Annotated in this window: 33 protein-coding genes; 4 read left to right on the top strand and 29 right to left on the bottom strand. The window is 50.3% G+C overall.

The genetic code is table 11. The annotated features are described in order from the left end of the window. The first annotated feature begins 22 nt into the window (after nucleotides 1-22). From fmt to mscL, 4 genes are all read left to right on the top strand, one after another. On the top strand, nucleotides 23-970 hold the full coding sequence (fmt, locus tag ACJ9Y9_RS21845) for a methionyl-tRNA formyltransferase (RefSeq protein WP_028018485.1): 948 nt from the start codon (nucleotides 23-25) through the stop codon (nucleotides 968-970). A 52-nt stretch (nucleotides 971-1,022) separates the two neighbouring features. Then, a complete protein-coding gene (gene rsmB, locus ACJ9Y9_RS21850) occupies nucleotides 1,023-2,309 on the top strand; it encodes a 16S rRNA (cytosine(967)-C(5))-methyltransferase RsmB (RefSeq protein WP_028018486.1) in 1,287 nt (428 codons plus the stop codon). A 22-nt stretch (nucleotides 2,310-2,331) separates the two neighbouring features. After that, on the top strand, nucleotides 2,332-3,708 hold the full coding sequence (trkA, locus tag ACJ9Y9_RS21855) for a Trk system potassium transporter TrkA (protein ID WP_013099016.1): 1,377 nt from the start codon (nucleotides 2,332-2,334) through the stop codon (nucleotides 3,706-3,708). 146 nt (nucleotides 3,709-3,854) lie between these two features. Beyond that, complete coding sequence (gene mscL / locus ACJ9Y9_RS21860) at nucleotides 3,855-4,265, top strand: large-conductance mechanosensitive channel protein MscL (RefSeq protein ID WP_028018487.1); 411 nt, start codon at nucleotides 3,855-3,857, stop codon at nucleotides 4,263-4,265. On the opposite strand, the gene ACJ9Y9_RS21865 is transcribed toward mscL, so the two are convergent. The 29 genes from ACJ9Y9_RS21865 to rplD form a co-directional block, all read right to left on the bottom strand. Beyond that, the gene (locus ACJ9Y9_RS21865) at nucleotides 4,266-4,481 is read right to left on the bottom strand and encodes an alternative ribosome-rescue factor A (protein WP_028018488.1); all 216 of its coding nucleotides are present in this window, start codon (nucleotides 4,479-4,481) and stop codon (nucleotides 4,266-4,268) included. Nucleotides 4,482-4,538: 57 nt separating this feature from the next. Beyond that, entirely contained in the window at nucleotides 4,539-4,964 is a 426-nt protein-coding gene (gene zntR / locus ACJ9Y9_RS21870) for a Zn(2+)-responsive transcriptional regulator (protein WP_028018489.1), read from the bottom strand. A 2-nt stretch (nucleotides 4,965-4,966) separates the two neighbouring features. Then, entirely contained in the window at nucleotides 4,967-5,335 is a 369-nt protein-coding gene (locus ACJ9Y9_RS21875; RefSeq protein WP_028018490.1) for a DUF1992 domain-containing protein, read from the bottom strand. Nucleotides 5,336-5,442: 107 nt separating this feature from the next. Next, a complete protein-coding gene (gene rplQ, locus ACJ9Y9_RS21880; RefSeq protein WP_001216368.1) occupies nucleotides 5,443-5,826 on the bottom strand; it encodes a 50S ribosomal protein L17 in 384 nt (127 codons plus the stop codon). Between the two features lie 40 nt (nucleotides 5,827-5,866). Continuing rightward, nucleotides 5,867-6,856: a DNA-directed RNA polymerase subunit alpha gene (locus ACJ9Y9_RS21885; RefSeq protein ID WP_002919219.1), complete on the bottom strand. Its 990-nt coding sequence runs from the start codon at nucleotides 6,854-6,856 to the stop codon at nucleotides 5,867-5,869. Nucleotides 6,857-6,881: 25 nt separating this feature from the next. After that, a complete protein-coding gene (gene rpsD, locus ACJ9Y9_RS21890; RefSeq protein WP_004868345.1) occupies nucleotides 6,882-7,502 on the bottom strand; it encodes a 30S ribosomal protein S4 in 621 nt (206 codons plus the stop codon). Nucleotides 7,503-7,534: 32 nt separating this feature from the next. Further along, nucleotides 7,535-7,924 carry a 30S ribosomal protein S11 gene (gene rpsK, locus ACJ9Y9_RS21895; RefSeq protein WP_003863312.1) on the bottom strand — a complete coding sequence of 130 codons (390 nt, stop codon included), beginning with the start codon at nucleotides 7,922-7,924 and terminating at the stop codon, nucleotides 7,535-7,537. Between the two features lie 16 nt (nucleotides 7,925-7,940). Next, complete coding sequence (gene rpsM / locus ACJ9Y9_RS21900) at nucleotides 7,941-8,297, bottom strand: 30S ribosomal protein S13 (RefSeq protein WP_003863308.1); 357 nt, start codon at nucleotides 8,295-8,297, stop codon at nucleotides 7,941-7,943. Between the two features lie 146 nt (nucleotides 8,298-8,443). Beyond that, complete coding sequence (gene rpmJ, locus ACJ9Y9_RS21905) at nucleotides 8,444-8,560, bottom strand: 50S ribosomal protein L36 (RefSeq protein ID WP_000868187.1); 117 nt, start codon at nucleotides 8,558-8,560, stop codon at nucleotides 8,444-8,446. Between the two features lie 31 nt (nucleotides 8,561-8,591). Beyond that, nucleotides 8,592-9,923 (bottom strand): preprotein translocase subunit SecY, encoded by a 1,332-nt coding sequence (gene secY / locus ACJ9Y9_RS21910; RefSeq protein ID WP_003863305.1) that lies wholly within the window; start codon nucleotides 9,921-9,923, stop codon nucleotides 8,592-8,594. Between the two features lie 7 nt (nucleotides 9,924-9,930). Beyond that, entirely contained in the window at nucleotides 9,931-10,365 is a 435-nt protein-coding gene (rplO, locus tag ACJ9Y9_RS21915; RefSeq protein ID WP_003863304.1) for a 50S ribosomal protein L15, read from the bottom strand. Nucleotides 10,366-10,368: 3 nt separating this feature from the next. Next, nucleotides 10,369-10,548: a 50S ribosomal protein L30 gene (gene rpmD, locus ACJ9Y9_RS21920; protein WP_003863301.1), complete on the bottom strand. Its 180-nt coding sequence runs from the start codon at nucleotides 10,546-10,548 to the stop codon at nucleotides 10,369-10,371. Nucleotides 10,549-10,554: 6 nt separating this feature from the next. Beyond that, nucleotides 10,555-11,055 (bottom strand): 30S ribosomal protein S5, encoded by a 501-nt coding sequence (rpsE, locus tag ACJ9Y9_RS21925; RefSeq protein ID WP_003863299.1) that lies wholly within the window; start codon nucleotides 11,053-11,055, stop codon nucleotides 10,555-10,557. 14 nt (nucleotides 11,056-11,069) lie between these two features. Further along, on the bottom strand, nucleotides 11,070-11,423 hold the full coding sequence (rplR, locus tag ACJ9Y9_RS21930) for a 50S ribosomal protein L18 (protein ID WP_013099023.1): 354 nt from the start codon (nucleotides 11,421-11,423) through the stop codon (nucleotides 11,070-11,072). Nucleotides 11,424-11,432: 9 nt separating this feature from the next. Then, a complete protein-coding gene (rplF, locus tag ACJ9Y9_RS21935; RefSeq protein ID WP_003863296.1) occupies nucleotides 11,433-11,966 on the bottom strand; it encodes a 50S ribosomal protein L6 in 534 nt (177 codons plus the stop codon). Nucleotides 11,967-11,978: 12 nt separating this feature from the next. After that, on the bottom strand, nucleotides 11,979-12,371 hold the full coding sequence (gene rpsH / locus ACJ9Y9_RS21940; protein ID WP_006178918.1) for a 30S ribosomal protein S8: 393 nt from the start codon (nucleotides 12,369-12,371) through the stop codon (nucleotides 11,979-11,981). Nucleotides 12,372-12,401: 30 nt separating this feature from the next. Beyond that, on the bottom strand, nucleotides 12,402-12,707 hold the full coding sequence (gene rpsN, locus ACJ9Y9_RS21945; RefSeq protein ID WP_003863291.1) for a 30S ribosomal protein S14: 306 nt from the start codon (nucleotides 12,705-12,707) through the stop codon (nucleotides 12,402-12,404). A gap of 14 nt (nucleotides 12,708-12,721) precedes the next feature. Further along, nucleotides 12,722-13,261 (bottom strand): 50S ribosomal protein L5, encoded by a 540-nt coding sequence (gene rplE, locus ACJ9Y9_RS21950; protein WP_001096202.1) that lies wholly within the window; start codon nucleotides 13,259-13,261, stop codon nucleotides 12,722-12,724. A gap of 14 nt (nucleotides 13,262-13,275) precedes the next feature. Then, nucleotides 13,276-13,590, bottom strand: a complete 315-nt coding sequence (rplX, locus tag ACJ9Y9_RS21955; protein WP_003863287.1) for a 50S ribosomal protein L24 — start codon at nucleotides 13,588-13,590, stop codon at nucleotides 13,276-13,278. 10 nt (nucleotides 13,591-13,600) lie between these two features. Then, nucleotides 13,601-13,972, bottom strand: coding sequence for a 50S ribosomal protein L14 (gene rplN, locus ACJ9Y9_RS21960; protein WP_002919748.1), 372 nt, complete (start codon nucleotides 13,970-13,972; stop codon nucleotides 13,601-13,603). A 166-nt stretch (nucleotides 13,973-14,138) separates the two neighbouring features. Next, nucleotides 14,139-14,393, bottom strand: a complete 255-nt coding sequence (gene rpsQ / locus ACJ9Y9_RS21965; RefSeq protein WP_008503489.1) for a 30S ribosomal protein S17 — start codon at nucleotides 14,391-14,393, stop codon at nucleotides 14,139-14,141. Next, nucleotides 14,393-14,584: a 50S ribosomal protein L29 gene (gene rpmC / locus ACJ9Y9_RS21970; RefSeq protein WP_003863282.1), complete on the bottom strand. Its 192-nt coding sequence runs from the start codon at nucleotides 14,582-14,584 to the stop codon at nucleotides 14,393-14,395. Before rpmC ends, rpsQ begins: the two co-directional genes overlap by 1 nt. Continuing rightward, nucleotides 14,584-14,994, bottom strand: coding sequence for a 50S ribosomal protein L16 (rplP, locus tag ACJ9Y9_RS21975; protein WP_002919759.1), 411 nt, complete (start codon nucleotides 14,992-14,994; stop codon nucleotides 14,584-14,586). The genes rpmC and rplP overlap by 1 nt, the downstream gene beginning before the upstream one ends. Nucleotides 14,995-15,006: 12 nt before the next feature. Further along, complete coding sequence (gene rpsC, locus ACJ9Y9_RS21980) at nucleotides 15,007-15,708, bottom strand: 30S ribosomal protein S3 (RefSeq protein WP_000529945.1); 702 nt, start codon at nucleotides 15,706-15,708, stop codon at nucleotides 15,007-15,009. A 17-nt stretch (nucleotides 15,709-15,725) separates the two neighbouring features. Next, complete coding sequence (gene rplV / locus ACJ9Y9_RS21985) at nucleotides 15,726-16,058, bottom strand: 50S ribosomal protein L22 (RefSeq protein ID WP_002919773.1); 333 nt, start codon at nucleotides 16,056-16,058, stop codon at nucleotides 15,726-15,728. A gap of 14 nt (nucleotides 16,059-16,072) precedes the next feature. Next, nucleotides 16,073-16,351 carry a 30S ribosomal protein S19 gene (rpsS, locus tag ACJ9Y9_RS21990; protein ID WP_001138117.1) on the bottom strand — a complete coding sequence of 93 codons (279 nt, stop codon included), beginning with the start codon at nucleotides 16,349-16,351 and terminating at the stop codon, nucleotides 16,073-16,075. Between the two features lie 16 nt (nucleotides 16,352-16,367). Further along, nucleotides 16,368-17,189 carry a 50S ribosomal protein L2 gene (gene rplB, locus ACJ9Y9_RS21995; RefSeq protein ID WP_000301859.1) on the bottom strand — a complete coding sequence of 274 codons (822 nt, stop codon included), beginning with the start codon at nucleotides 17,187-17,189 and terminating at the stop codon, nucleotides 16,368-16,370. Nucleotides 17,190-17,206: 17 nt separating this feature from the next. Then, the gene (rplW, locus tag ACJ9Y9_RS22000; RefSeq protein ID WP_000617546.1) at nucleotides 17,207-17,509 is read right to left on the bottom strand and encodes a 50S ribosomal protein L23; all 303 of its coding nucleotides are present in this window, start codon (nucleotides 17,507-17,509) and stop codon (nucleotides 17,207-17,209) included. Further along, nucleotides 17,506-18,111, bottom strand: coding sequence for a 50S ribosomal protein L4 (rplD, locus tag ACJ9Y9_RS22005; protein ID WP_000424395.1), 606 nt, complete (start codon nucleotides 18,109-18,111; stop codon nucleotides 17,506-17,508). Before rplD ends, rplW begins: the two co-directional genes overlap by 4 nt. Between the last annotated feature and the right edge of the window lies 1 nt (nucleotide 18,112).

Here is an 18,112-nt window from a genome sequence, read left to right on the forward strand (position 1 = left end):
ATCCCGGGATACAAGGAATAACGTGTCTAAATCGCTACGTATTATCTTTGCAGGAACACCTGATTTTGCAGCGCGTCATCTTGACGCGCTGTTATCTTCTGGTCACCAGGTTGTGGGTGTATTTACTCAACCAGATCGTCCGGCTGGCCGTGGCAAAAAGCTGATGCCAAGCCCGGTAAAAGTGTTGGCAGAAGAGCATGGATTGCCTGTATTCCAGCCAGCCTCCCTACGTTCACCGGAAAACCAGCAACTTGTTGCTGACCTGAATGCCGACGTGATGGTGGTAGTGGCTTACGGTTTAATTCTGCCCAAAGCTGTGCTTGATATGCCTCGCCTGGGCTGTGTAAATGTGCACGGTTCTCTGCTGCCTCGCTGGCGTGGCGCCGCGCCTATCCAGCGTTCTTTATGGGCAGGTGATGCAGAGACTGGCGTCACTATCATGAAGATGGACGTAGGTTTAGACACTGGCGACATGCTCTATAAACTCGCCTGCCCGATTACCGCGGAAGACACCAGCGCAACGCTGTACGACAAGCTGGCGGACCTTGGCCCTCAGGGTCTCATCGAGACGCTGCAACAGCTTGCGGATAATACGGCGCAACCTGAAGTTCAGGATGAATCGCTTGTTACCTATGCCGAAAAGCTAAGCAAAGAAGAAGCGCGGATCGACTGGTCCCTGTCAGCTGCTCAACTCGAACGCTGCATTCGTGCGTTTAATCCATGGCCAATGAGCTGGATGGAGATCGATGAGCAGCCAGTGAAAGTCTGGAAAGCCTCGGTCATTAGCGGCAATACCACGGCTGAACCCGGTACGATTATTGATGTCAGCAAGAACGGTATCCAGGTAGCGACCGCCCAAGGGATCTTGAATCTTGAAGCGCTGCAACCGGCCGGTAAGAAAGCCATGAGCGCTCAGGACCTGTTAAATTCCCGTCGCGAATGGTTTATCCCTGGCAATCGCCTTGCCTGAACAAATTTATTCTTAAGGCCCGGAGTTTCCGGGCATTTTTATTTTTACGGTTATGAAAAAACAAAATCTACGCAGTATGGCGGCCCAGGCCGTTGAGCAGGTTATCGAGCAGGGCCAGTCACTGAGTAACGTCCTGCCTCCACTGCAACAAAAAGTCTCTGATAAAGACAAAGCCCTGCTTCAGGAGCTCTGCTTTGGCGTCCTGCGCACACTCTCTCAGCTTGAGTGGTTGATTAATAAGCTGATGTCGCGGCCAATGACCGGCAAGCAACGTACCGTACATTATTTGATTATGGTAGGTTTCTATCAGCTTCTTCATACCCGTATTCCACCTCATGCCGCTCTGGCTGAGACAGTGGAAGGTGCTGTTGCGATCAAACGTCCCCAACTGAAAGGTCTGATCAACGGAGTACTGCGTCAGTTCCAGCGACAGCAGGAAGAGCTTCTTACTGAGTTTGCTCAAAGTGAAACACGTTTCCTGCACCCGGAATGGCTTCTTAATCGCCTGAAAAAAGCTTATCCGCAGCAGTGGCAGGACATTGCCGAAGCCAATAACCAGCGCCCGCCAATGTGGTTGCGCGTGAATCGCAATCATCATTCTCGCGATGGCTGGCTGGCCTTGCTTGAAGAGGCTGGAATGAACGGCTTCACACATGACGCCTATCCTGATGCCGTACGTTTAGCATCGCCTGCACCAGTACATGCATTACCCGGTTTTGACGAAGGCTGGGTAACTGTACAGGATGCCTCTGCCCAGGGTTGCATAACCTGGCTTGAACCACAAAATGGAGAGCAGATCCTCGATCTCTGCGCCGCGCCAGGCGGCAAAACCACGCATATTCTGGAAGTTGCGCCTCAGGCCAGCGTATTGGCAGTGGACGTTGATGAACAACGTCTTTCACGCGTCTACGACAATCTTAAACGTCTGGGTATGAAGGCGCAGGTTAAACAAGGTGATGGACGCAAACCCGCAGAATGGTGTGGCGAGACGAAATTTGATCGGATTTTGCTGGACGCCCCCTGCTCGGCAACCGGTGTTATTCGCCGTCATCCGGATATTAAGTGGCTGCGTCGTGACCGTGATATTAAGGAACTTGCCCAGCTGCAATCCGATATTCTTGACGCCATTTGGCCACATCTTAAACCAGGCGGAACGCTGGTCTATGCAACCTGTTCCGTACTGCCGGAAGAAAACAGTCAGCAAATCGCGGCCTTCCTTAAACGAACTCCGGACGCTGCATTAAGAGATACGGGGACGCCTGAACGCCCCGGTCAGCAGAACCTGCCAGGTGCAGAAGAGGGTGATGGTTTCTTTTACGCTAAGCTAATCAAAGAGTGATGTTGAGAACAGGTCACGAGATATGAAAATTATCATTCTGGGTGCAGGACAGGTTGGTGGAACGCTGGCGGAAAACCTGGTTGGTGAAAACAATGACATCACTATTGTTGATACCAACGGCGATCGGCTGCGCGTGTTGCAGGACAAGTTTGACCTTCGTGTTGTGCAGGGTCACGGCTCGCATCCACGGGTCCTTCGTGAAGCGGGTGCCGATGATGCCGACATGCTGGTTGCTGTAACCAGCTCTGACGAAACCAATATGGTTGCTTGTCAGGTGGCTTACTCACTTTTCAACACACCAAACCGAATCGCGCGCATCCGCTCTCCTGACTATGTCCGCGATGCAGAGAAACTGTTTAATTCCGAAGCGGTCCCGATTGATCATCTCATCGCGCCAGAGCAACTGGTTATCGACAATATCTATCGCCTGATCGAATATCCTGGCGCACTGCAGGTGGTGAATTTTGCCGAAGGTAAAGTGAGTCTTGCAGTGGTTAAGGCCTATTACGGTGGGCCATTAATCGGCAATGCGCTCTCCACAATGCGTGAGCATATGCCGCACATTGATACTCGTGTCGCAGCCATTTTCCGTCACGACAGACCGATTCGTCCGCAAGGCTCCACCATTGTCGAAGCCGGTGATGAGGTCTTCTTTATTGCGGCCTCTCAGCATATTCGCGCAGTAATGAGTGAGCTTCAGCGTCTCGAGAAGCCATATAAACGTATTATGTTGGTCGGTGGTGGCAATATCGGTGCTGGCCTGGCGCGTAGACTGGAAAAAGATTACAGCGTGAAATTGATCGAACGCGATCAGCAACGAGCTTCTGAACTGGCAGAAAAGTTGCAGAACACGATCGTATTTTATGGCGATGCGTCGGATCAGGAACTACTGGCTGAAGAACATATTGATCAGGTTGATCTGTTTATTGCCGTCACCAACGACGATGAAGCAAATATCATGTCGGCCATGCTCGCCAAACGAATGGGGGCAAAAAAGGTGATGGTGCTTATTCAGCGCCGGGCTTATGTTGACCTTGTTCAGGGGAGTGTCATTGATATCGCCATTTCGCCACAGCAAGCGACCATTTCCGCCCTCCTGAGCCATGTTCGCAAAGCGGATATTGTCGGCGTTTCATCTCTGCGTCGCGGTGTGGCAGAAGCCATTGAAGCCGTAGCTCATGGTGATGAAACCACATCACGCGTTGTGGGACGCGCCATTGATGAGATTAAACTTCCCCCGGGGACAATTATCGGGGCCGTAGTACGGGGGAATGATGTCATGATTGCCAATGATAATTTACGTATCGAGCAAGGGGACCACGTTATTATGTTCCTTACCGATAAAAAATTTATTACCGATGTCGAACGCCTTTTCCAGCCAAGTCCATTCTTCCTGTAATCATTCAGGTGCTCCTCAAAGAGCACCTGAACATAATCCCTCTTTTTAACATGCCTTTTATTTTTCATAACGATTATTTATCCCCAATGGCAAATAGCTAATCATTTGTTAAACTTATAATCGTCAGCTGGCACAAGGAGAGCATAATGAGTTTTATTAAAGAGTTTCGCGAATTTGCGATGCGCGGGAATGTGGTGGATTTGGCAGTGGGTGTCATTATTGGTGCGGCGTTCGGTAAGATCGTCTCATCATTAGTTGCCGACATTATCATGCCACCGTTGGGGTTATTAATCGGGGGCATTGATTTCAAACAATTTGCCGTCACGCTTCGGGATGCGCAGGGCGATGTCCCGGCGGTCGTAATGCATTACGGTGTGTTCATTCAGAACATATTCGACTTCGTGATTGTGGCGTTTGCCATTTTTATGGCCATAAAGCTTATCAACAAGTTAAATCGTAAAAAAGAAGAGCCTGCAGCAGCACCAGCACCAACAAAAGAAGAAGTATTGCTGGCAGAAATTCGCGATCTGTTAAAAGAGCAGAATAATCGCTCTTGATCAGAAACTAAAAGCAAGAAGGCCAGTGGTAAAAAAGCGATCTGCTTGTTTGCCACTGGCCTCCCAGTTACCCCGTTTTGCATGCTTGTCTTTACGCAGATAACTTCCTTTCCCTTTTTTACTTTTCTCGACGCGCTGTCTGAAGAGCGGGTCGTGTAGTAAAGCTTCAATAGCGTTATCTTTAATTTGTCCCTTCGTATGCTGATAGCGGCTCATCATTTCTCCTGAGCATGGTTTATGTCGACGGAAGTCTAGACCCGGGCGGACAAAAAATCAACTGCCCTCCATTTCTCCACTGGCCCCCTGTTCAAGGGCTTCCAGAATTGAACAATAGATACTGCTGTGCGCCGTACCACAGCAGGCGTCATTTAGCCTTTGTAAAGAACGCTGCATAGTCTGCAACTCCTGAATGCGCGCTTCAACCTCATCCAGGCGGGCCTGCACAATACTCTTCGACTCCTGGCAGGTATGATGTTCCGGATCAATACGGATCGATAATAACTCGCGGATCGAATCCAGTGTGAAACCAAGCTGACGCGCATAACGAATAAAGCGCAGACGCTGTAGATCGTTATCGGTATAAAGGCGAAAACCGCCTTCAGTGCGTACTTCATGATCAATCATCTGCTGCTTTTCATAGTATCGGATGGTATCCGGCGTTACGTTCGCGAGCTTTGCAAGTTCACCGATACGGTACATAACTATTCCTCGTTTATTTTATGCATCAATCTTTCGCCGTATTCACCGCGCAGAAAGTCAGTATTCATTCCAGCCTGGCGAAGCTTGAGTTCAATCAGGGCGAGCCGACGGGAAAGTTCAGAATGTCGAGGATCGTCCTGACGGATACCTCTGAGTAGATCAGCAAGCTCAACCGCCTCCCTGCGCTGTTCGAGTTCAGCAGGAAGACAACCTGCATTTTTCAGTAATCGGTATCCTGCACGTAATTCTGGCGCGATGTGCGAATCGTCTTCCAGCACAAGGGGAGCACCACTTCCTGGAAGATCATCAAATTCACCTTTTTTTTGGGCATCGCGAATATGGCGTTCTGCCCACTGATCGAGCAACCACATTATCAGCTCCAGGGAAAGAACAGATTTGATACAGACATTGTAGAGAAGTGGGGATATACCGGATATAAAAAAACCCGCCGAGGCGGGTTTTTTTACGTTACTGCAGATTACTCTGCAGCAGCTTCTGCTTTCTCTGAACGATCAACCAGCTCGATGTAAGCCATCGGCGCGTTGTCGCCTGCACGGAAGCCACACTTCAGAATGCGAGTGTAACCACCGGCACGGCTCGCGAAACGCGGGCCCAGTTCGTTAAACAGTTTTGCCACGATCTCGTTATCACGAGTACGGGCGAATGCCAGACGACGATTAGCAACGCTGTCAGTCTTGGCAAGAGTAATCAGCGGCTCAACTACGCGACGCAGCTCTTTCGCTTTAGGCAGGGTCGTCTTGATGATCTCATGACGAACCAGTGAACCTGCCATGTTGCGGAACATAGCCTGGCGATGGCTGCTGTTGCGGTTCAGTTGACGACCACTCTTACGATGGCGCATGACCTTATCCTTCTCAGTAAAACCTTAACCTGTGATCCGGTTACTCGTCAGCAATACTAGCTGGTGGCCAGTTTTCCAGGCGCATGCCCAGAGACAAACCACGTGAAGCCAGCACGTCTTTAATCTCAGTAAGAGATTTTTTACCCAGGTTCGGCGTTTTCAGCAACTCAACCTCGGTACGCTGTACCAGATCACCGATATAGTGGATAGCTTCTGCCTTGAGGCAGTTAGCAGAGCGGACAGTCAATTCGAGATCGTCAACAGGGCGCAGCAGGATCGGATCGAATTCTGGTTTCTCTTCTTTCACTTCCGGCTGACGTACATCACGTAAGTCAACGAAAGCTTCCAGTTGTTCTGCCAGGATGGTTGCCGCACGACGAATCGCCTCTTCAGGATCGATTGTGCCGTTGGTTTCCATTTCGATGACCAGCTTGTCCAGGTCGGTACGCTGTTCTACACGCGCTGCTTCAACATTGTAGGCAATACGCTCTACAGGGCTGTAGCATGCGTCGACCAGCAGACGGCCGATTGGGCGCTCATCTTCTTCCGAATGAATTCGGGCAGAAGCCGGCACATAACCACGACCGCGCTGAACTTTGATACGCATGCTAATCGCTGCGTTCTCATCGGTCAGGTGGCAGATCACGTGCTGCGGCTTGACGATTTCAACATCACCGTCGTGGGTGATGTCGGCTGCAGTCACAGGGCCAATGCCAGATTTATTCAGAGTAAGAATAACTTCATCTTTACCCTGAACTCTCACCGCCAGCCCTTTCAGGTTGAGCAGGATTTCAAGGATATCTTCCTGAACGCCTTCTTTGGTGCTGTACTCATGAAGTACACCATCAATCTCAACCTCGGTCACCGCGCAACCCGGCATCGATGAGAGCAGAATACGGCGCAGTGCGTTACCCAGAGTATGGCCAAAGCCACGCTCTAAAGGCTCAAGGGTCACCTTGGCGTGCGTCGAACTCACTTGCTCGATATCTACCAGGCGCGGTTTTAGAAACTCTGTCACAGAACCCTGCATTGTGTCCTCTCTTTGGTACTAAGCTTTACTTGGAGTAAAGCTCGACGATCAGGTGTTCGTTAATGTCCGCAGACAGATCAGAACGTTCTGGCTGACGCTTGAACGTACCTTCCATCTTGCCAGCATCAACTTCCAGCCAGGTTGGCTTTTCACGCTGCTCAGCCAGCTCCAGAGCGGCCTTCACGCGAGATTGCTTTTTCGCTTTCTCACGAATGCTAACAACGTCATTCGCTTTAACCTGATAAGAAGCGATGTTAACAACACGACCGTTTACCATGATTGCTTTGTGGCTAACCAGCTGACGTGATTCAGCACGAGTAGCGCCGAAGCCCATACGGTATACAACGTTGTCCAGACGACCTTCCAGCAGAGCCAGCAGGTTTTCACCCGTGTTGCCTTTCAGACGTGCTGCTTCTTTATAGTAGTTACGGAACTGACGCTCCAGCACACCGTACATACGGCGAACTTTTTGCTTTTCACGCAACTGCACACCATAGTCAGACAGACGCGGTTTACGCGCACCGTGCTGGCCAGGAGCTTGTTCAATTTTACACTTGGTATCGATCGCGCGAACGCCAGACTTAAGGAATAAGTCGGTGCCCTCACGACGGCTCAGCTTGAGCTTAGGACCCAAATATCTTGCCATTTTCTATCTCCAACTAACCTAAAAAACGAGCGTTATACGCGACGTTTTTTCGGCGGACGACAACCGTTATGAGGGATCGGAGTCACATCAGTAATATTCGTGATGCGGAAACCAGCGGCGTTCAGAGCGCGAACAGTAGATTCACGACCCGGACCCGGACCTTTAACCATAACTTCCAGATTCTTGATGCCGTATTCTTTTACGGCTTCAGCGCAACGCTCTGCTGCAACCTGAGCTGCGAACGGAGTGGATTTGCGAGAACCACGGAAACCGGAACCACCGGCTGTTGCCCAACCCAATGCGTTACCCTGACGATCAGTAATAGTAACGATGGTGTTGTTGAAAGAAGCATGGATATGAGCCACGCCGTCAGAGACTTGTTTTCTTACACGTTTACGTGCACGAACTGGTGCCTTTGCCATTATTCAATCACCCCGATTATTTCTTGATCGGTTTGCGCGGACCCTTACGGGTACGTGCGTTGGTCTTAGTACGCTGACCGCGCACTGGCAGACCACGACGATGACGCAAACCGCGATAGCAACCAAGATCCATCAGGCGCTTGATGCTCATGCTGATTTCACGGCGCAGATCACCTTCAACGACAAATTTGGCAACTTCGTCACGCAGCGTGTCGATTTGTTCTTCAGACAGCTCACTGATCTTAACATCTTCAGCGATACCCGCTGCAGCCAGAATGGCTTTAGAACGGGTCTTGCCGACGCCGTAGATCGAAGTTAATGCGATCACAGCATGTTTCTGATCAGGAATGTTAATGCCTGCTATACGGGCCACTATGCACTCCTACTATTTAATATGTACGCACCATGCTGAAAAGCCCGTTTTCAGGATACTCAAATGGAAACGTACAGACATACAAAAGATTGGCTGGCTAATCTAGCCAGCTCAACCCAACTTTGCAAGAAAAATATGCGAAATAATCAGCCTTGGCGCTGTTTATGCTTCGGCTCGGCACTGCAAATCACACGGATGACACCATCACGCTTAACGATTTTGCAGTTACGGCATAATTTCTTGACGGAAGCACGAACTTTCATTTTTACTCTCCGTAACTTCTCAGGCGACCAATTAGCGGCCGTAGCCTTTCAGGTTCGCCTTCTTCAATGCAGACTCATACTGACTGGACATCATCAGAGTTTGCACTTGAGCCATAAAGTCCATAATCACGACAACAACGATAAGCAGTGAGGTTCCACCGAAGTAGAACGGTACTTTCATTGCATCACGCATGAACTCCGGGATCAGGCAGATAAAAGTAATATAAAGCGCACCAACCAAAGTCAGGCGGGTCATTACCTTATCGATATACTTCGCCGTTTGCTCTCCCGGACGAATTCCTGGTACAAATGCACCGGACTTCTTCAGGTTATCTGCTGTTTCACGCGGGTTGAAGACCAACGCCGTGTAGAAGAAACAGAAGAAGATGATCGCAGACGCATAGAGTAACACATAAAGTGGTTGCCCAGGCTGCAAATACAGCGAAATTGTTGTCAGCCAGTTCCAACCAGTCCCGCCCCCGAACCATGACGCGATGGTCGCCGGGAACAGAATAATACTGGAAGCGAAGATCGCCGGGATTACCCCTGCCATATTCACTTTCAGCGGTAAATGTGTGCTCTGTGCAGCATAGACACGACGACCTTGCTGACGTTTAGCGTAGTTCACCACAATGCGGCGTTGACCACGTTCAACGAAGACAACAAAGAACGTCACTGCAAATACTAATACTGCAACCAACAGCAACAGGAGGAAGTGCAGGTCGCCTTGACGCGCTTGCTCGATAGTATGGGCGATGGCTGGCGGGAGGCCCGCAACAATACCGGCGAAGATAATGATTGAGATACCGTTACCGATACCACGTTCAGTAATCTGTTCGCCGAGCCACATCAGGAACATTGTCCCTGTGACCAGACTAACAACAGCGGTGAAATAGAATGCAAAGCCTGGGTTTAATACCAGGCCCTGCATACCAGGCATATTCGGAAGACCGGTAGCAATACCGATCGACTGGAATATTGCCAGCACCAGAGTACCGTAACGGGTGTACTGACTAATCTTACGACGTCCAGACTCCCCTTCTTTCTTCAACTCTGCCAGGGCCGGATGAACGACCGTCAGCAGCTGGATAATAATAGATGCCGAAATGTACGGCATAATACCCAGAGCGAAGATAGAAGCACGGCTGAGAGCACCACCAGAGAACATGTTGAACATTTCAATGATGGTGCCTCGCTGTTGCTCAAGCAGTTTGGCAAGTACAGCGGCATCGATACCAGGGATCGGAATAAAAGAGCCAATACGGAACACAATCAGCGCGCCGATAACAAACAGCAGTCTGCGTTTCAGCTCGCCAAATCCACCTTTGGCACTTTGAAAATCTAATCCCGGTTGCTTAGCCATCTGCTACTTATTCCTCAATTTTACCGCCAGCAGCTTCGATAGCAGCACGAGCACCTTTAGTAACACGCAAGCCACGAACAGTTACCGGAGTAGAAACTTCACCAGCCAGGATCACTTTCGCGAACTCGATCTGGATACCGATAATGTTTGCTGCTTTCAGCGTGTTCAGGTCTACAACGCCGCCTTCAACTTTCGCCAGGTCAGACAGACGGATTTCCGCTGTGATCGCTGCTTTGCGAGAGGTGAAGCCGAACTTCGGCAGACGACGGTACAGTGGCATCTGGCCACCCTCGAAACCGCGACGTACGCCACCGCCAGAACGAGAGTTCTGACCTTTGTGACCACGACCACCGGTTTTGCCGAGGCCAGAACCGATACCACGACCCAGGCGTTTACCCGCCTTTTTAGAGCCTTCGGCCGGAGACAGAGTATTTAAACGCATCTCTTACTCCTCAACTTTAACCATGAAGTAAACCGCGTTGACCATACCGCGAACAGCAGGAGTATCCTCGCGCTCAACGGTATGACCAATACGACGCAGACCCAGGCCAAGCAGCGTTGCCTTGTGTTTCGGCAGACGACCGATTGCACTGCGGGTTTGAGTGATTTTAATAGTCTTTGCCATGGTCAATTACCCCAGAATTTCTTCAACGGATTTACCACGCTTGGCAGCGACCATTTCTGGAGAATTCATATTTTCCAGGCCATCAATAGTTGCACGAACCACGTTGATCGGGTTGGTGGAACCATATGCTTTAGCCAGTACGTTATGAACCCCAGCAACTTCCAGAACGGCGCGCATTGCACCACCGGCGATGATACCGGTACCTTCTGAAGCTGGCTGCATGAATACACGAGACCCCGTGTGAACACCTTTAACTGGGTGCTGCAGGGTGCCGTTGTTCAGCGCGACGTTAATCATGTTGCGACGGGCTTTTTCCATCGCTTTCTGGATCGCTGCTGGAACTTCACGCGCTTTACCGTAACCAAAACCAACGCGACCGTTACCATCACCCACTACAGTCAGAGCTGTGAAGGAGAAAATACGACCACCTTTAACGGTTTTAGATACGCGGTTTACCGCGATCAGCTTTTCCTGCAGTTCGCCAGCCTGTTTTTCGATGTGAGCCATCTTACACCTCTACCTTAGAACTGAAGGCCAGCTTCACGGGCAGCATCTGCCAGTGCCTGGACACGACCATGATATTGGAACCCGGAACGGTCAAAGGAAACATTGCTGATGCCTTTTTCCAGAGCGCGTTCAGCAACAGCTTTACCTACAGCTGCAGCGGCGTCTTTGTTACCGGTGTACTTCAATTGTTCTGCAATAGCTTTTTCTACAGTAGAAGCAGCTACCAGAACTTCAGAACCGTTCGGTGCAATTACCTGTGCGTAAATATGACGCGGGGTACGATGTACCACCAGGCGAGTTGCACCCAGCTCTTTGAGCTTGCGGCGTGCGCGGGTCGCACGACGGATACGAGCAGATTTCTTATCCATAGTGTTACCTTACTTCTTCTTAGCCTCTTTGGTACGCACGACTTCGTCGGCGTAACGAACACCCTTGCCTTTGTAAGGCTCAGGACGACGGTAGGCGCGCAGATCTGCTGCAACCTGACCGATCAGCTGTTTATCAGCGCCTTTCAGCACGATTTCAGTTTGAGTCGGACATTCTGCAGTGATACCGGCCGGCAGCGGATGCTCAACAGGGTGTGAGAAGCCCAGAGACAGGCCTACTGCATTCCCTTTGATAGCTGCACGATAACCTACACCAACCAGCTGAAGCTTTTTAGTGAAGCCTTCGGTAACACCAACAACCATTGAGTTCAGCAGGGCACGCGCGGTACCAGCCTGAGCCCATCCATCCACGAAACCATCACGTGGACCGAAGGTCAGAGCGTTATCTGCATGTTTAACTTCAACAGCTTTGTTGAGGGTACGAGTCAGCTCGCCGTTTTTACCTTTGATCGTAATAACCTGACCGTCGATTTTTACATCAACGCCGGCAGGAATAACGACCGGTGCTTTAGCAACACGAGACATTCTTTCCTCCGATTAGGCTACGTAGCAGATAATTTCGCCACCAAGACCAGCCTGGCGCGCTGCACGATCAGTCATAACACCTTTAGAGGTAGAAACAACTGCGATACCAAGACCAGCCATAACTTTTGGCAGCTCATCTTTTTTCTTATAGATGCGCAGGCCTGGGCGGCTGACACGCTGAATGCTTTCTACAACAGCTTTACCCTGGAAATACTTGAGAGTAAGTTCCAGTTCCGGCTTGGTGTCGCCTTCAACTTTAAAATCTTCGATAAAACCTTCTTCCTTCAGCACGTTGGCAATTGCCACTTTCAGCTTGGCGGAAGGCATGGTGACCGCAACTTTGTTCGCGGCCTGACCGTTACGGATACGGGTCAGCATATCCGCGATCGGATCTTGCATGCTCATCTGTCTTTACTCCCGTGATTCAATTGGTAATTACCAGCTAGCCTTTTTCAAGCCTGGTACTTCACCGCGCATGGCGGCTTCACGCAGTTTGATACGGCTCAACCCAAACTTGCCCACATAACCATGTGGACGACCTGTTTGACGACAGCGGTTACGCTGACGAGACGGGCTGGAATCACGCGGCAGAGACTGCAGCTTGAGAACCGCATTCCAACGATCTTCGTCGGAAGCGTTCACATCAGAAATGATCGCTTTCAGTTCAGCGCGTTTAGCGAAGAATTTATCAGCTAAAGCTACGCGCTTTACTTCGCGTGCTTTCATTGATTGCTTAGCCATTCAGTAACCCTACCTTACTTGCGGAACGGGAAGTCAAAGGCAGCCAGCAGAGCACGGCCTTCTTCGTCAGATTTCGCAGTAGTGGTAATGGTAATATCCAAACCACGCACGCGGTCGACTTTATCGTAGTCGATTTCTGGGAAGATGATCTGCTCACGGACACCCATGCTGTAGTTACCACGACCGTCGAAAGACTTAGCGGACAAGCCACGGAAGTCACGGATACGTGGAACAGCAATAGTGATCAGGCGCTCAAAGAACTCCCACATGCGTTCGCCACGCAGAGTTACTTTACAGCCGATCGGATAGCCCTGACGGATTTTGAAGCCTGCAACAGATTTGCGTGCTTTGGTGATCAGCGGTTTTTGACCGGAGATTGCTGTCAGGTCAGCTGCTGCGTTATCCAGCAGTTTCTTGTCAGCGATCGCTTCACCAACACCCATGTTCAGGGTGATCTTCTCGACCCGAGGGACTTGCATGACAGAATTGTAGTTAAACTCAGTCATGAGTTTTTTAACTACTTCGTCTTTGTAGTAATCATGCAGTTTCGCCATCGTACTACTCCAAATTACTTGATAGTTTCGCTGTTAGACTTGAAGAAACGGACTTTTTTACCGTCTTCGAATCTAAAGCCTACACGGTCAGCCTTGCCGGTAGCCGCATTGAAGATTGCAACGTTAGAAACCTGAATAGCAGCTTCTTTTTCAACGATGCCGCCTGGTTGGTTCAGGGCCGGAACCGGCTTCTGATGTTTCTTAACCAGGTTGATACCTTCAACGACGAGTTTGCCGGAAGACAGAACATTTTTTACTTTACCGCGTTTACCTTTATCTTTACCGGTTAACACGATAACTTCGTCATCACGACGGATTTTCGCTGCCATGATTCGCTCCTTAGAGTACTTCTGGTGCCAGAGAGATAATTTTCATGAACTTCTCAGTACGAAGTTCACGAGTTACCGGCCCAAAGATACGCGTGCCGATAGGCTGCTCGCTGTTATTGTTTAAAATAACGCATGCATTACCATCGAAGCGAATGACAGAACCGTCAGGGCGACGAACACCCTTCTTGGTGCGCACCACTACCGCCTTCAGCACATCACCTTTTTTGACCTTACCACGTGGAATTGCTTCCTTGATGGTGATCTTGATGATGTCGCCTACGCCTGCGTAGCGACGGTGCGAGCCACCCAGAACCTTGATACACATTACGCGACGTGCACCGGAGTTGTCGGCGACGTTCAGCATAGTCTGTTCTTGGATCATTTTAGTGCTCCGCTAATGTCAACTACTACCTGAGACTCTAAAATCAGAGCCGTTAAAAAGCCCCATATCGAGGGCGCGGCATTATAACACCGCTTCTACAATATGGGTAGAAAAAATAAACGGCTCATCGCTGAGCCGTTTATTCGTATTGAGAATGCGTACTGTATTACAGAACAGCTTTCTCTACAACGCGAACCAGCGTCCAGGACTTAGTCTTGGACAGTGGACGGCATTCACGGATTTCAACCTTGTCGCCGATACCACATTCGTTGTTCTCGTCATGTACGTGCAGTTTGGTCGTACGCTTGATGAATTTACCGTAGATCGGGTGTTTCACAATACGTTCGATAGCTACAACAATGGATTTCTCCATTTTGTCGCTAACAACACGACCTTGCAGAGTACGGATTTTATCGGTCATTACGCACCCGCCTTCTGAGTCAGTAAAGTCTTAACGCGTGCAACATTGCGACGCACTTGCTTCAGCAGGTGAGTCTGTTGCAGCTGGCCACTTGCAGCCTGCATACGCAGGTTGAACTGCTCACGCAGCAGGTTCAGCAGCTCAGCGTTCAGCTCTTCAACGCTTTTTTCACGCAGCTCTTTTGCTTTCATTACATCACCGTCTTAGTTACAAAGGTGGTTTTGATAGGCAGTTTCGCTGCTGCCAGGCCGAAGGCTTCACGGGCCAGCTCTTCCGGAACACCGTCCATTTCATACAGGACTTTGCCCGGTTGGATCAAGGCAACCCAGTACTCCACGTTACCTTTACCTTTACCCATACGAACTTCCAGCGGCTTCTCGGTAATTGGTTTGTCCGGGAATACACGGATCCAAATTTTACCTTGACGCTTAACTGCACGGGTCATTGCACGACGTGCTGCTTCGATCTGACGTGCAGTCAGACGACCACGGCCAACAGCTTTCAGACCGAAAGTGCCGAAGCTAACATCCGTACCCTGCGCCAGACCACGGTTGCGGCCTTTGTGCACTTTACGGAATTTTGTACGCTTTGGTTGTAACATCAGCGACGCTCCTTATTTACGGCCTTTACGCTGCTGCTTTTTAGGTTGAGCAGCCGGTTTTTCCGGTTGTTCAACAGCAGCCATACCACCCAGGATCTCACCTTTGAAGATCCATACCTTAACGCCGATTACACCGTAAGTGGTGTGCGCTTCAGAGGTGTTGTAGTCGATGTCAGCACGCAGAGTGTGCAGCGGTACGCGACCTTCACGGTACCATTCGGTACGTGCGATTTCCGCGCCGCCCAGACGGCCGCTAACTTCAACTTTGATACCTTTAGCGCCCAGACGCATTGCGTTCTGTACAGCACGCTTCATAGCACGACGGAACATAACACGACGTTCCAGCTGTGAAGTGATGCTGTCAGCAACCAATTTAGCGTCCAGTTCAGGCTTACGAACTTCAGCGATATTGATCTGTGCAGGAACGCCAGCGATATCCGCTACGACCTTGCGCAGTTTTTCTACGTCTTCGCCTTTCTTACCGATAACGATGCCAGGACGAGCAGTGTGGATAGTCACACGGATGCTCTTAGCTGGACGCTCGATAACGATACGAGATACAGACGCTTTAGCCAGTTCCTTAGTCAGGTACTGACGTACTTTAAAATCGCTGTCCAGGTTGTCAGCGAATTCTTTGGTGTTCGCAAACCAGGTAGAGTTCCATGGTTTTACAATACCCAGGCGAATACCATTAGGATGTACTTTCTGACCCATTGCTAGTCTCCAGAGTCTCAGCGATCGGACACAACCACAGTAATGTGGCTGGTGCGCTTCAGGATGCGATCTGCACGACCTTTCGCACGCGGCATAATGCGCTTCATGCTTGGGCCTTCATCTACGAAAATTTTCGCGACTTTCAGATCGTCGATGTCAGCGCCATCGTTGTGTTCAGCGTTAGCAATGGCAGATTCCAGTACTTTCTTGACCAATACCGCAGCTTTCTTGTTGGTATAGGTCAGGATGTCCAGGGCCTGCGACACTTTCTTACCGCGAATCAGGTCAGCAACAAGGCGAACCTTCTGTGCAGAAGAACGAGCATGGCGATGTTGAGCTAAAGTTTCCATCTCTTCCTCCTACCTTATTTCTTCTTCGCTTTTTTATCAGCAGCGTGGCCGCGATAAGTACGAGTCGGTGCGAATTCACCCAGTTTGTGACCAACCATTTCGTCGGTAACAAAGACTGGAACGTGCTGACGACCATTATGGACAGCGATGGTCAAACCGATCATGTTAGGAAAGATCGTTGAACGACGGGACCAAGTGCGCAGGGGCTTCTTGTCTCCGCTTTCCACCGCTTTCTCTACCTTCTTCAGCAAGTGCAGGTCAATAAAAGGACCTTTCTTGAGAGAACGTGGCATGGCTTATCCTCTAAAATTATTTGCTACGGCGACGTACGATAAATTTATCAGTACGCTTGTTGCTGCGGGTCTTCTTACCTTTGGTCTGAACGCCCCACGGAGTTACCGGGTGCTTACCAAAGTTACGACCTTCACCACCACCATGTGGGTGGTCGACTGGGTTCATCGCAGTACCGCGAACGGTAGGACGAACACCACGCCAGCGTGCAGCACCTGCTTTACCCAGAACGCGCAGCATATGCTCAGCATTGCCAACTTCGCCCAAGGTTGCACGGCAGTCTGCTTCGACTTTACGCATTTCACCAGAACGCAGACGCAGGGTGACATAAGCACCATCACGAGCAACGATCTGAACGTAAGTACCAGCGGAACGTGCCAGCTGACCGCCTTTACCTGGTTTCATTTCTACGTTATGAACGGTAGAACCAACCGGGATATTGCGCATCGGCAGGGTGTTACCTGCTTTGATTGCAGCATCAACGCCAGACTGAATCTGGTCGCCAGCTTTCAGGCCTTTAGGGGCCAGGATGTAACGGCGTTCGCCGTCTTTGTACAGAACCAGCGCGATGTTCGCGGAACGGTTCGGATCGTACTCAAGACGTTCAACAACTGCTGGGATACCGTCTTTGTTGCGTTTGAAGTCAACAATACGATAAGCCTGCTTGTGGCCACCACCGATGTGACGAGTGGTGATACGGCCATTGTTGTTACGACCACCGGATTTGCTGTTTTTTTCCAGCAACGGAGCAAAAGGTTTGCCCTTGTGCAGCTCAGGGTTAACCACTTTAACTACGTGGCGACGACCCGGAGATGTCGGTTTACATTTAACAACTGCCATTGTATTACTCCTCCGACTTACTCAGCGCCGCCAACGAAGTCCAGATTCTGGCCTTCTTTCAGGGTGACGTAAGCTTTTTTCCAGTCGCTACGACGACCGATACGCTGTCCGTGACGTTTAACTTTCCCTTTAACTACCAGGGTGTTAACGACTTCGACTTCGACTTCAAACAGTTTCTGCACAGCAGCTTTGATCTCTGCTTTGGTCGCGTCTTTAGCAACTTTGAGAACGATGGTGTTTGTTTTTTCCATCGCAGTAGACGCTTTTTCAGAAACGTGCGGTGCGCGAAGCACCTTCAGCAGACGTTCTTCACGAATCATGCCAGCATCTCCTCAACTTGCTTAACAGCATCAGCAGTCATTACGACTTTGTCGAAGGCGATCAGGCTAACCGGGTCGATACCAGTCGCATCGCGTACGTCAACCTTGTGCAGGTTACGTGCGGCCAGGAACAGGTTCTCGTCCAGCTCACCGGTGATGATCAGCACATCTTCCAGAGCCATGTCTTTCAGTTTCTGTGCCAGCAGCTTAGTTTTAGGCGCTTCTACAGAGAACTTCTCGACAACGATCAGACGATCCTGACGTACCAGTTCGGACAGGATGCTTTTCAGCGCGCCGCGGTACATCTTTTTGTTAACTTTTTGACTGTGGTCCTGTGGACGCGCAGCGAAGGTCACGCCACCTGAACGCCAGATCGGGCTCTTGATAGAACCTGAACGCGCACGGCCGGTACCTTTCTGGCGCCATGGCTTTTTGCCGGAACCAGTTACTTCAGCACGAGTCTTCTGAGCACGAGTACCCTGACGAGCACCAGCTGCATAAGCAACAACAACCTGGTGAACCAGCGCTTCGTTGAAATCACGACCGAAGGTAGTTTCGGAAACAGTCAGCGCGCTCTGCGCGTCTTTCAATACTAATTCCATT

It is taken from the genome of Enterobacter sp. CPE_E1241, assembly GCF_045618265.1.
Classification (GTDB): Bacteria; Pseudomonadota; Gammaproteobacteria; order Enterobacterales; family Enterobacteriaceae; genus Enterobacter; species Enterobacter adelaidei.

Bases quoted from the DNA above. Each gene is read 5' to 3' on its own strand.
- rpsS (WP_001138117.1), bottom strand. From the start codon at position 16,351: ATGCCACGTTCTCTCAAGAAAGGTCCTTTTATTGACCTGCACTTGCTG.
- rplX (WP_003863287.1), bottom strand. From the start codon at position 13,590: ATGGCAGCGAAAATCCGTCGTGATGACGAAGTTATCGTGTTAACCGGT.
- rplW (WP_000617546.1), bottom strand. From the start codon at position 17,509: ATGATTCGTGAAGAACGTCTGCTGAAGGTGCTTCGCGCACCGCACGTT.
- secY (WP_003863305.1), bottom strand. From the start codon at position 9,923: ATGGCTAAGCAACCGGGATTAGATTTTCAAAGTGCCAAAGGTGGATTT.
- rplO (WP_003863304.1), bottom strand. From the start codon at position 10,365: ATGCGTTTAAATACTCTGTCTCCGGCCGAAGGCTCTAAAAAGGCGGGT.
- rpmD (WP_003863301.1), bottom strand. From the start codon at position 10,548: ATGGCAAAGACTATTAAAATCACTCAAACCCGCAGTGCAATCGGTCGT.
- rplQ (WP_001216368.1), bottom strand. From the start codon at position 5,826: ATGCGCCATCGTAAGAGTGGTCGTCAACTGAACCGCAACAGCAGCCAT.
- rplP (WP_002919759.1), bottom strand. From the start codon at position 14,994: ATGTTACAACCAAAGCGTACAAAATTCCGTAAAGTGCACAAAGGCCGC.
- rpsQ (WP_008503489.1), bottom strand. From the start codon at position 14,393: ATGACCGATAAAATCCGTACTCTGCAAGGTCGTGTTGTTAGCGACAAA.
- rpsN (WP_003863291.1), bottom strand. From the start codon at position 12,707: ATGGCTAAGCAATCAATGAAAGCACGCGAAGTAAAGCGCGTAGCTTTA.
- rpmC (WP_003863282.1), bottom strand. From the start codon at position 14,584: ATGAAAGCAAAAGAGCTGCGTGAAAAAAGCGTTGAAGAGCTGAACGCT.
- rpsK (WP_003863312.1), bottom strand. From the start codon at position 7,924: ATGGCAAAGGCACCAGTTCGTGCACGTAAACGTGTAAGAAAACAAGTC.
- rplN (WP_002919748.1), bottom strand. From the start codon at position 13,972: ATGATCCAAGAACAGACTATGCTGAACGTCGCCGACAACTCCGGTGCA.
- rplR (WP_013099023.1), bottom strand. From the start codon at position 11,423: ATGGATAAGAAATCTGCTCGTATCCGTCGTGCGACCCGCGCACGCCGC.
- trkA (WP_013099016.1), top strand. From the start codon at position 2,332: ATGAAAATTATCATTCTGGGTGCAGGACAGGTTGGTGGAACGCTGGCG.
- rplV (WP_002919773.1), bottom strand. From the start codon at position 16,058: ATGGAAACTTTAGCTCAACATCGCCATGCTCGTTCTTCTGCACAGAAG.
- ACJ9Y9_RS21885 (WP_002919219.1), bottom strand. From the start codon at position 6,856: ATGCAGGGTTCTGTGACAGAGTTTCTAAAACCGCGCCTGGTAGATATC.
- ACJ9Y9_RS21865 (WP_028018488.1), bottom strand. From the start codon at position 4,481: ATGAGCCGCTATCAGCATACGAAGGGACAAATTAAAGATAACGCTATT.
- rplF (WP_003863296.1), bottom strand. From the start codon at position 11,966: ATGTCTCGTGTTGCTAAAGCACCGGTCGTTATTCCTGCCGGCGTTGAT.
- ACJ9Y9_RS21875 (WP_028018490.1), bottom strand. From the start codon at position 5,335: ATGTGGTTGCTCGATCAGTGGGCAGAACGCCATATTCGCGATGCCCAA.
- rplE (WP_001096202.1), bottom strand. From the start codon at position 13,261: ATGGCGAAACTGCATGATTACTACAAAGACGAAGTAGTTAAAAAACTC.
- rpsH (WP_006178918.1), bottom strand. From the start codon at position 12,371: ATGAGCATGCAAGATCCGATCGCGGATATGCTGACCCGTATCCGTAAC.
- mscL (WP_028018487.1), top strand. From the start codon at position 3,855: ATGAGTTTTATTAAAGAGTTTCGCGAATTTGCGATGCGCGGGAATGTG.
- zntR (WP_028018489.1), bottom strand. From the start codon at position 4,964: ATGTACCGTATCGGTGAACTTGCAAAGCTCGCGAACGTAACGCCGGAT.
- rplB (WP_000301859.1), bottom strand. From the start codon at position 17,189: ATGGCAGTTGTTAAATGTAAACCGACATCTCCGGGTCGTCGCCACGTA.
- rplD (WP_000424395.1), bottom strand. From the start codon at position 18,111: ATGGAATTAGTATTGAAAGACGCGCAGAGCGCGCTGACTGTTTCCGAA.
- rpmJ (WP_000868187.1), bottom strand. From the start codon at position 8,560: ATGAAAGTTCGTGCTTCCGTCAAGAAATTATGCCGTAACTGCAAAATC.
- rpsD (WP_004868345.1), bottom strand. From the start codon at position 7,502: ATGGCAAGATATTTGGGTCCTAAGCTCAAGCTGAGCCGTCGTGAGGGC.
- rpsC (WP_000529945.1), bottom strand. From the start codon at position 15,708: ATGGGTCAGAAAGTACATCCTAATGGTATTCGCCTGGGTATTGTAAAA.
- rsmB (WP_028018486.1), top strand. From the start codon at position 1,023: ATGAAAAAACAAAATCTACGCAGTATGGCGGCCCAGGCCGTTGAGCAG.
- rpsE (WP_003863299.1), bottom strand. From the start codon at position 11,055: ATGGCTCACATCGAAAAACAGGCTGGCGAACTGCAGGAAAAGCTGATC.